The 8,785-nt window shown below is 57.1% G+C and carries 5 protein-coding genes; 1 reads left to right on the top strand and 4 read right to left on the bottom strand.

The window, feature by feature from the left end:
- Window positions 1-187 precede the first annotated feature (187 nt).
- A complete protein-coding gene (locus AB4Y96_RS24750) occupies window positions 188-1,087 on the top strand; it encodes a DMT family transporter (RefSeq protein WP_091883943.1) in 900 nt (299 codons plus the stop codon).
- A 6-nt stretch (window positions 1,088-1,093) separates the two neighbouring features.
- Here AB4Y96_RS24750 and AB4Y96_RS24745 read toward each other — a convergent pair whose 3' ends face one another.
- The 4 genes from AB4Y96_RS24745 to parC all read right to left on the bottom strand — a co-directional run bounded on the left by AB4Y96_RS24745 (window position 1,094) and on the right by parC (window position 8,611).
- Window positions 1,094-4,243 carry an efflux RND transporter permease subunit gene (locus AB4Y96_RS24745; RefSeq protein WP_441920565.1) on the bottom strand — a complete coding sequence of 1,050 codons (3,150 nt, stop codon included), beginning with the start codon at window positions 4,241-4,243 and terminating at the stop codon, window positions 1,094-1,096.
- A complete protein-coding gene (locus AB4Y96_RS24740) occupies window positions 4,240-5,439 on the bottom strand; it encodes an efflux RND transporter periplasmic adaptor subunit (protein ID WP_441920563.1) in 1,200 nt (399 codons plus the stop codon). The genes AB4Y96_RS24745 and AB4Y96_RS24740 overlap by 4 nt, the downstream gene beginning before the upstream one ends.
- 64 nt (window positions 5,440-5,503) lie before the next feature.
- A complete protein-coding gene (locus tag AB4Y96_RS24735; protein ID WP_441920562.1) occupies window positions 5,504-6,214 on the bottom strand; it encodes a TetR/AcrR family transcriptional regulator in 711 nt (236 codons plus the stop codon).
- Window positions 6,215-6,328: 114 nt separating this feature from the next.
- On the bottom strand, window positions 6,329-8,611 hold the full coding sequence (gene parC / locus AB4Y96_RS24730) for a DNA topoisomerase IV subunit A (protein ID WP_441920560.1): 2,283 nt from the start codon (window positions 8,609-8,611) through the stop codon (window positions 6,329-6,331).
- Window positions 8,612-8,785: the final 174 nt, after the last annotated feature.

Raw genomic sequence — 8,785 nt, 5'->3', positions numbered from 1 at the left:
GTGAGCTTGTCGAACCACGAACCACGAACCACGAACCACGAACCACGAACCACGACCGCCAACCACGGAAATGCACGCATCCCTCAACACGCAATCAGATTTATAAACGCGCGCGCTGGAATAAGATTGTTCTTCCAGTTACACCCTGCGGCTTAGAACAATAAAAAGACTTGGAAAGCCCTAAGGAATGTCCCAACCGCATCTTGATCACCGCAAGGGCCTGCTGATTACGGGTATTGGCGGGTTGATACTCTCCGTCGATATCCCGCTTTTGCGTCTTGGTCAGGGTGAAACCTGGTCGACGCTGCTGCTGCGCAGCGGTACGACCTTCCTCTGTGCCATGATCATCTGGGCGGTGTGGAGCATTGCCACCGGCAAGGTGAGAACGCTCATTCCGGGGCGCATTGGCGTGGCTGTTGCCGGGCTTTACGGCATGGGCTCCATCTTTTTCATGATCGCCGTCTACAACACCTCGACGGCCAATCTCGTGTTCATTCTGGCGTTCAATACGGTGTTCGCCGCGCTGCTCTCCTGGATATTCCTGAAAGAACGCCCGAAAACCGCGACCTTCGTTGCCATGTTTTTCATGCTGATCGGCGTCGGGATCATCGTGCGCGAGGGCCTGTCATCGGGGCATCTTTTCGGCAACATCATTGCCCTGCTTTCAACATTCTTTCTTGCCTCGGCCATTACCGTGACCCGCGCTTCGAAGAAGGATATGAGCTTTGCCGCAATCATCGGCACCATCCTGCCGATGTCTGTTGCGATTTTCATGGTGTCGCAGCATGGGTTTTCCGTTGCCGCGCCCGGATGGATCATCTTCAACGGCGCGGTGGTAACGACCATCGCCTTTGCCTGCCTTGCCACGGGGCCGCGATACCTGTCAGGCCCTGAAGTGGCAATGTTCTATCTCTTGGAAACAGTGCTTGCGCCGATCTGGGTCTGGCTGGTTTTTGCCGAGCGGCCCAGTGATCCTACCCTGCTGGGTGGCATCATTATCATTACCGCGCTTGTCAGCCACTCGATCTGGCAGATGCGCAGTGCCCGCAAGCGGTCACGGATGGCGGCAATCCGCCACCCGATCTGACAGAGCCTATTCAGCGGCCTCACTGGCAAAGCCCGGCGCCGGATAAGCAGGAACCGAGCGCACACCATGGGGTGTTGTGGTAGTGGGCTCATCCGGCTTGTTCGGACGGAAACCCCAATGGAATGCGCGGGCCATCCAGCGGCTGAGATCATCCATGATCGTGTAGAAGGACGGCACGAACACCAGTGACAGAACGGTGGAAATCAGAAGACCGCCGATCACCGCGATAGCCATCGGCGCACGGAACTCACCGCCGTCACCAAAGGCGAGTGCTGCCGGGATCATGCCTGCGGACATGGCAATCGTCGTCATGACAATCGGGCGGACACGCTTGCGACCGGCATCGATGATCGCCTCATTGCGCGGGATACCGTGTTTCACCTCTTCAATGGCGAAATCGACAAGCATGATGGCGTTCTTGGTGACAATGCCCATCAGCATCAAAATACCGATGACAACCGCCATGGAGACGGAATTGTTGGTGAGCAGCAAGGCGGCAGCCACACCGGCAATCGATAGCGGCAGCGACATCAGAATGGTGAAGGCGTGGAAAATACTGCCAAACAAAAGGATCAGCACCACAAACACCAGCATCAGCCCCATGATCATGGCATCGCGGAACCCGGCAAAGACTTCGCCCATGACTTCCGCGTCACCGGTTTCCTGAATGCGCACACCATCAGGCATGGATTTGACCTGCGGCAGGCCCTTGACGATGGAAAGCCCTTCGCCGATCTCCTTGCCGCCAGCCATATTAGCACCGACAACGACACGGCGTTCACGGTTGAAGCGCTCAATCGAAGAAGGCCCCTGTCCGAAACTTACCTGCGCGATGGAGGCCAGCGGCACCACGACACCCGAGGGAGCGGTGACTGTGAGCGTATTGAGCACAGTCAGATCGCGGCGCGATTCTTCCGTCAGCTGAACCCGGATCGGGATTTGCCGGTCGCCAACAGTATATTTCGCCAGATTGGCATCGAGATCACCGAGCGTCGCCACGCGCAGCGCATCGGAAACGCCAGATGTAGACAGGCCAAGTTCGGCCAGCTTGTCCATGCGCGGCGTCACAATAATTTCGGGGCGATCCAGTGCTGCACTTGAGGAAACCGCCTGAAAGCTACCGGTTGCCATCATGGCGCTCTGCATGGCGCGTGCCTGTTCACTCACCTTTTGGCCATCCGGCCCGATAACGCCAATGGCAAACTCGCGCTCGCCGCGGTCATTGACGAAATTGGCACGCAAATCAGGCACTTCGGAGAGCTTGTTGAAGATATCGACTTCAATCTGCTTCTGGGTACGGTTGCGCTCGCTCTTGTGGCTGAGCTTGACGATCATCGTCGCGCGCCGGGTATCCACTTCACCCTTTGGCGACGATCCCCCAACGACATAGGTCTGCTGAACCTCGGGAATTTCCCGCACGCGCGTTGCAGCTTCGTCAGTGACGCGGCGCGTTTCATCGATGGGAGAGCCGGGTGTTAATTCCAGATTGACGGCAACACGCGCTTCATCCTGTGGTGGCACGAAGCCCGACGGCAGGAAGCCCATGGCCCAGATGGCCGTGGCAAACAGCAGCACACCACTGATCAGCGTCAGCCAACGATAGCGCAGCGTGACACCAAGGAAGCGGGTATACGCACCCACCCAGCCGCCTGTATTTTCTTCATGATGCAGGCTTTTACCGTCACGCAGGAGATAGGCCGTCATCATCGGCGTGATCAGGCGCGCCACCAGCAGCGAGAAGAACACAGCAACGGCAACAGTCAGGCCGAACTGCTTGAAATACTGCCCGGCAATGCCGCTCATGAAACTGACAGGTGCAAAGACGGCGATGATCGTTACGGAAATCGCGATAACCGCAAGCCCGATTTCATCGGCGGCCTCCAGCGAGGCGCGATAGGGCGATTTGCCTGAACGCATATGCCGGACGATGTTCTCGATCTCCACAATGGCATCATCGACAAGAATGCCGGTCACCAGCGTGATACCGAGCAGGCTGATCAGGTTCAGCGAGAACCCAAGCATATCGATAGCCCAGAATGTGGGGATGGCGGATAGCGGCAGCGCCACCGCCGCAATCAGCGTGGCGCGAATGTTGCGCAGGAACAGGAACACCACGACAATCGACAGAAGCGCACCTTCGACAAGCGAACTCATCGCCGCTTCATAATTGCCATAGGTATAATTCACAGCATTATCGATGATGTTGAAGCGTGTATCGGGATATTTCTGCTTCAACAGGTCCATGCGATCCTGAACCCGCTTGAAGACGTCAGCATCGCTGGCACCCTTGGCGCGGAACACACCAAGCGACACAACGGTCTGGTTGTTCACACGGGCAAAGGACTTGGGCTCCTGAAACGCATCGGTAACAGTACCGATGGCATCAAGCCGCACGGAACGGCCACCGGCAAGGGGGATTTCCACGGCGCGCAGATCGTCCAGTGAGCGGGAGGCGCCGAGGGTGCGGATGGTCTGCTGCGTCGAGCCGAGATCACCACGTCCGCCCGTCAGATCGGCATTCATGGATTTCAAGGCACGGTTGACATCGGAGGCTGTCACACCCAGCGCTGTCAGGCGATCTGGATCAAGCGAGACACGGATTTCGCGCGTCACGCCGCCATAGCGTTCAACACGGCCAACGCCCTTGACGCCCTGAATATCGCGCAAAATCTTGTCATCAACGAACCATGAGAGTTCTTCCGATGTCATGGTCGGCGCAGAAACCGCATAGGTCAGGATGGCCGAACCTTCCACATCCACCGAGCTGACAATGGGCTCCTTGATGGTCGCAGGCAGATCGCTGCGAATGCGCGTCACCGCGTCCTTGACGTCGTTCAACGCTTTTTGCGTATCTACTTCAAGGCGGAACTCGACCAGCGTGGTGGAACTGCCTTCGGTCAGCGTGGTGATAACATTCTTCACGCCGGTGATATTGGCGACAGAGTCTTCAACCCGCTTGGCGATCTGGGTTTCAAGCTCGCTCGGCGCCACACCGGGATCGGTGACGGCCACGGAAATCAGCGGCACATCGATGTTGGGAAAGCGGGTAATGGGCAGCTTGGCAAAGCTCATCAACCCCAAAACCATCAGCACAACGAAAAGCAGGATCGAGGGAACCGGATTGCGGATCGACCAGGCGGAAATGTTCCAGTTCATTTGACCGCCCCCGTCGTTTCATTGGTGATACGAACCGGGGTGACGCGGTCGCCATTGGCAACAAAGGTGCCGGCACGCGCCACCACATCTTCGCCACTGGCGAGGCCATCAAGCACTTCAACCGCGCGATCACTGCGGATACCGAGCGTCACTTTGCGCGTATCGACAACACCGTCCTTTACCACCTGTACGAATGATGTGGGGCCACGATAGACCACTGCGGAGAGCGGGACATTGACACCATTGCGCCGGGTCAACTCAATAACAGCGCGGGCAAAATTGCCGGGGCGGATTGCTTCATTGCGCTCAAGTGAAATCTTGACGGCGCCGAGACGGGAGCTGGCGGTGATTTCAGGTGAGATCAGACGCACATGACCGGCAACGGGCTGCTCCATGCCGGAAACGCGCACGGATACGGGCATATCAGGCTTGAGGCGCGGCAGGTCAACTTCGGGAATGTTGGCGGAAAGCTCAAATTCATTGTCGCGGGCAATGCGGAACAAGGGACCGGCATTCATCGACACGATACCACCGAGCAATGCGTTGCGGCTGAGCACAACGCCCGACGTTGGTGCTTTTACATCGGCTTTCTCAATCCGCAGCAGCACATCGCGCTTTTGTGCAGCCACCAGTTGCAACTGCGACTGGCTGGCAACCAGCGCCTGCCGCGAGGTATTGAGCCGCGCATTGGCGCTGTCATGGGCATTGGTGGCATTGTCGAAGTCGGCCTTGGACGTGATCCCCTTGGCCGATAGCGCGCGGGCACGGTCCAGCGCTTCCTGTGCCTGCCGAACCGCGATCTGCGCGTCAACAATCTGCGCTTCAGACTGGGCAATGGATGCCTCAGCCTGTGCGCGCTGCGCTTCGATTTGTGCCAGCTGAATTTCGAGGGATGACCTGTCGAGGCGGGCAATGATGTCGCCCTCCTTTACAAAGTCGCCCTGATCGGCACCCAACTCAAGCACGATCAGTCCGGCAACGTCGGTTCCAACGGCAACTTCCTGCCGGGGAACGATTGTGCCCGTGACGGTGATGCTTGCGACCATCTCGCCCTCTGCGGCCGGGATGACATTGATGACAGGCGGCTTGACCCTCTGCACCAATGCATCATCGGCGAAAGCGCCTGAGACGAGCATGGATGACAGGCCAAGGGCCAGAACAATAGGTGTCAGAACTTTGTTGCGGCGGTTGCGCATCGGATGACCTGATCAAAAGAGGTATTTGCCGGGATCGGTAGTTCAGTAATTTTATGCGTATGTTTTATGCTTTTACCGGGCGCAAGATCGCCACGGCGAGCGCACGGAACATCGGTTCCAGCGCTTCGACAGGCACACCCTGTGCCGGAAAATTCCGCATGATCACGCCCTCGCCCATGGCAGCAAGGGTTGCTGCAACGAGGCCGAGATCGCCAATGGGATCAATCTCGCCGCGATTCTTGGCAGCACTGATGGCCGACAAAAGCTGTTCGCGCATCTGCCCTTCATAAAGCTCGCACTGGGCGGCAACGGCTTCGTTGCGGATGGCCTCGGCCCGTATTTCCGCGAAAATCCGGGCATTTGCATCACCAACACCATCGCCGGTGCTGGTCGCCGATTTTTGGTGGATATGCTCCATTCCAACCATCACCAAGGCGTCGATGATATTGTCGTACGCGCTCATACGATCGAGAATTTCAGCGCTTGCCTTGCGGTGGGCCGCGACAATGGTCTCGATAATCGACTCTTTCGACGGGAAATAACGGTAAAGCGCGCCGGGGCTCATGCCCGCTTCGGAGCAGATGTCATTCATGGACGCGCCGTGAAACCCTGCCCGGACGAAACAATTGGTCGCCGCTTCGAGAATGCGTGCTTCCTGAACTTCGCGGTTCTGCGCCCGTTTGCCGAAGAGTTTGGTGACAAAACAGCCGCCTTCCCTGTCCGATTTCTCATCGGCAAGGTGCTTGGTCGGTCTTGGGAGAATGTTATCAACCATGCGGCACCACAAAAAAGAGCGAATGTTCGTTCTCGTTTATAGCGAAACACAATCATCGTCAATACGAGAATGAACATTCTCGTTTATATTTTCAATCTACCTGCGAATTGCGTGTCAGGAAAACTTGCCCGAGCGCGGGAAACCTTTTGGCACCATACGCCCAGCGGTGGCACGTGGACCGATCCACTCGATGAGTTCATCCTTGCTGCGTGTGAAGGTACGGTCAGCCGCATCCTGCCACGTCAGCCCCTGCTCCATGGCAAAGACACGGATATCGGATACGCCGCCATCCTTGTAGCGCTGCAGGCGTACGCCCTTGCCACGGCCAAGTTCCGGAATTTCCGATAGCGGGAACACCAGCATCTTGCGGTTTTCACCGACAATGGCGACGCTATCACCAACAACAGGAACACAATGGCGCGCCTCATCCGGCGCCTTGACGTTCATCACCTGCCTGCCCTTGCGGGTATTGGCCATGACATCAGCCTCGGGCACAAGGAAGCCATTGCCGTCATGCGACGACAGGAGCAATTGGCGTCCGGGATTGTGGACAAAGGCCGTGACGATGTCCTGATCGTTCTCCATATCAACGATGATACGGATCGGCTCGCCATGTCCGCGCCCACCCGGCAGGCTGTTGGCGCCAATGGTGTAGAACTTGCCGCCGGTGGTCAGGACAAGAATTCTATCAGTGGTTTCCGCATGGAACGCCAGCTTGAGCTTGTCGCCTTCCTTGAAGGTCAGGGCGGCGAAATCAGGCAGATGGCCCTTCATAGCGCGCAGCCAGCCTTTTTCCGAGACGACAACCGTAACCGGTTCCTTCTCGATCATGGCGTGATGCATGTCGGTCAGATCATGCTGCGGCGCATCGGCAAAGGTCGTACGGCGCTTGCCCAAAGGCGTATCTGCCGCATATTTCTTCTGCATTTCGGCAATTTGCCAGGAAATGGTCTGCCACTGCTTGGTGTCGGAGGCCAGCAATTGCTCGATTTCACCCTTTTCAGCAGTCAGCCCGGCGAACTCCTTGCGGATTTCGAATTCCTCAAGCTTGCGCAATGAACGCAGACGCATATTGAGAACAGCTTCAGCCTGAACATCCGTTAGCCCGAAGCGGGCCATCATTTCCTGCTTCGGCTCATCTTCCTCGCGGATGATGCGGATCACCTCATCAAGATTGAGATAGGCAATGAGGAAGCCGCCGAGAATTTCCAGACGCCGCTCGATTTCCGCCAGCCGGTGGCGTGAGCGGCGAATGAGCACATCCTTGCGGTGATCAAGCCATTGCTGGAGCACGTCTTTCAACGACAGGACGTTCGGCACCTTGCCGTTGGTCAGGACGTTCATGTTCAGGGGAAAGCGCGTTTCAAGCTCGGACAGCTTGAACAGGGATTCCATCAGAATGTCAGGATTGACGCTGCGACTCTTGGGTTCGAGCACGACGCGAACGTCTTCCGTGGATTCGTCACGCACATCATCAAGCAGCGGCAGCTTCTTGGCGATCAGCAGTTCGGCGATCTTTTCGATCAGCCGGGACTTTTGCACCTGATAGGGAATTTCGGTGATGACGATGATCCAGGTGCCGCGTCCCTGATCCTCGACCTCCCAGCGCGCGCGCAGACGGAAACCGCCCCGCCCGGTCTTATAGGCGTCGAGAATGGCATCGGCGCTTTCGACCATCACACCGCCGGTCGGAAAATCAGGCCCGCGAACCATGGTCTTGGTATGATCGGCTGCATCTTCTTCAAGCGAAACAAGATCTTCGACCGTCGCATCAGGATGTTTGATCAGATGCAGCGCTGCGGCGCAGAGTTCCGAGACATTGTGCGGCGGGATTGATGTGGCCATGCCAACCGCAATACCGGACGAACCATTGGCCAGCAGGTTCGGGAACGCGCCGGGAAGAACAATCGGTTCCTCGTCTTCATCATTATAGGTCGGGCGAAAATCGACAGCGTCTTCGGTGATGCCTTCCAGAAGCAGCATGGCGACGTCGGTCATCCGCGCTTCGGTGTAACGCATGGCGGCCGGATTATCGCCGTCAATATTGCCAAAATTGCCCTGCCCGTCGACCACAGGGTAGCGCACCGCAAAATCCTGCGACAGGCGCACCAGCGCATCATAGATCGACTGGTCGCCATGCGGATGGAATTTACCCATCACTTCACCGACGATACGGGCGCATTTTGCATAGGACTGATCAGGCGAAAGCCTCAGCAGGCGCATCGCATGCATAATTCTGCGATGAACGGGTTTCAGCCCGTCACGCACGTCAGGCAAGGCACGGTTTGTGATCGTCGAAAGCGCATAGGCAAGATAGCGCTGTTCAAGCGCTGCCTTCAGATCAACCGGTTCAACATTATCGTCGCCATTGTCTGGCGGAATCAGGCTTTTTCCCATGTCAATGGGTTATCAACTCACTGAATCGCGAGCAAGCAATGATTCGCCAAGATCACAGCCTGTTGCGCTTTGTAATGGGTAAAAAATTGGCGGGGCTTGCTTCCGTCCGCCAAATCTGACTTTCTACCGCCGAATTTGCCAAAATTCATGCCGCATGACCGTCATAGTTTTGCC

It is taken from the genome of Phyllobacterium sp. TAF24 (genome assembly GCF_052113785.1).
In the GTDB taxonomy this organism is placed as follows: Bacteria; Pseudomonadota; Alphaproteobacteria; order Rhizobiales; family Rhizobiaceae; genus Phyllobacterium.
The sequence above is the reverse complement of the archived record's forward strand: the minus strand, read 5'-3'. Positions and strand labels throughout refer to the sequence as shown.

What these genes read in the sequence shown, in the direction of transcription:
- AB4Y96_RS24750 (WP_091883943.1), top strand. Translation starts at nt 188, where the DNA reads ATGTCCCAACCGCATCTTGATCACCGCAAGGGCCTGCTGATTACGGGT.
- AB4Y96_RS24745 (WP_441920565.1), bottom strand. Translation starts at nt 4,243, where the DNA reads ATGAACTGGAACATTTCCGCCTGGTCGATCCGCAATCCGGTTCCCTCG.
- AB4Y96_RS24740 (WP_441920563.1), bottom strand. Translation starts at nt 5,439, where the DNA reads ATGCGCAACCGCCGCAACAAAGTTCTGACACCTATTGTTCTGGCCCTT.
- AB4Y96_RS24735 (WP_441920562.1), bottom strand. Translation starts at nt 6,214, where the DNA reads ATGGTTGATAACATTCTCCCAAGACCGACCAAGCACCTTGCCGATGAG.
- parC (WP_441920560.1), bottom strand. Translation starts at nt 8,611, where the DNA reads ATGGGAAAAAGCCTGATTCCGCCAGACAATGGCGACGATAATGTTGAA.